The sequence below is a fragment of the Pontibacter sp. 13R65 genome (genome assembly GCF_047525655.1).
GTDB lineage: Bacteria > Bacteroidota > Bacteroidia > Cytophagales > Hymenobacteraceae > Pontibacter.
This window is the reverse complement of sequence record NZ_JBLIQL010000053.1, coordinates 1-1426: the sequence shown is the minus strand read 5'-3', so window position 1 is coordinate 1426 and position 1426 is coordinate 1. Positions and strand designations below refer to the sequence as shown.

Genomic DNA, 1426 nt, shown 5'->3' with positions numbered 1-1426 from the left:
ATTTCGACCCATCCTTTGTAGCGGACGCGCTCGCGCTCGGGGTCCAGGGTGAAGAACTCCACCTCGGCCTCGTAGAAGTACACCCCGTCGCTCACCCGGCCCCCGTCGCTGCTGGTCCCCTCCCAGTTGATGTAGGGGTCCCCGCTGCCCTCATAGACCTTGCCCCCCCACCGGTTGTAGACCGTGAAGCGCGTCGAGCGCACGAAGCCCGTCTCCCGGTCGGGCCGGAACACGTCGTTGCGCCCGTCCCCGTTGGGCGTGATGATGTTGGGAAGCGAGAAGCGCAGGCAGTTGTCCTTGCACACCTCGTTGCTCGGGCCGCTCTCCCGCCCGTTCTCCCCCGTGGCCGTCACCCGGTAGCAGCCGGCGAAGCTCTCCAGCCCCCCGTGCACGTACCGCGTCTCCGTCGTCGTCCCCAGCGAGGTCCACTCCCCGTCCAGCCGCGCCTTGAAGTAGACCGTGTAGTAGGCGATCTCGTCGGTGCAGTCCCCCGTCACCTGCGGCACCCACGTGAGCACGTTCTGGTAGGGGGGCGGCGACTCCTGCACCGAGAAGCGCTCGCAGTCCAGCTCGTCCACCGCCAGCACCGGGGCGCAGATCACCCGCGGCAGCAGCACGCAGGAGCGCTGGCTCAGGTTCAGCAGCGGCTCGGGCAGCCCCGCGATCCCGTAGGCCCCCACCGTCTCGACATAGTAGCAGTACACCTGCCCCCGCGCAAGCCCCGGCCCCCGGTCCACGTAGCTGCCCCCCTCGGCCGTGCCCGCCACGCTGTCGATGAGCGCGAAGGACTGCCCCTCCACGGCCCGGTAGATGCGGTGCGGCCGGCCCCCGTTCTCCCACGGCACCTGGTAGTCCCAGCTCACCGTGATCTGGCTCTCCCCCTCCTGCGAGGCCTCCAGCTCCAGGCGCACGCTTGAGGCGCTCGTCGAGTCGTAGAGGGCCAGCGAGCCGGCCACCGTATGGTAGAACTCGAGCTTGTAGCGGTAGGCCTGCTCGAGCGTGTTGAGCCCCCGGTCCACGAACACCGTGTCCGTCAGCGCGTCGAAGGAGGCCACCGGCGCGTAGCCCTGGCCCCCGTCGGCCCCCTGCCCCTGCTTGCGGTAGAGCCGGTACTGGAAGGGGCCCTCCAGCAGCTCCACCCCCGCCCCGGGCTGCGTCCAGCGCACCGTCACCTGCCCGGCCGTGGCAGAGGTCTCGTCCACCGTCACGTGCGTCAGGTAGGGGATGTCCTGCTCGACCACCGCGCAGGCCTCGTTCGAGGCAAGGCTCTTGCCCCGCCCCGGCACCGGGAACTCGGCGTAGATCATGTAGCAGTACTCCTTGCCCGACTCCAGCCCGCGGCCCCCGTTGTTGTCCAGGTAGCCCACCTGGTCGGCCCCCACCTCGGCGATGAGCGCGTAGCCCGTGCTCCCCGGGATGCCCGTCT

The 1426-nt window shown here is 69.9% G+C and carries 1 protein-coding gene; it reads right to left on the bottom strand.

What is annotated here, in order from left to right:
- Window positions 1-1426, bottom strand: a 1426-nt coding sequence (locus ACMA1I_RS23255; RefSeq protein WP_337070888.1) for a gliding motility-associated C-terminal domain-containing protein, incomplete at both ends; no start/stop codon positions are given.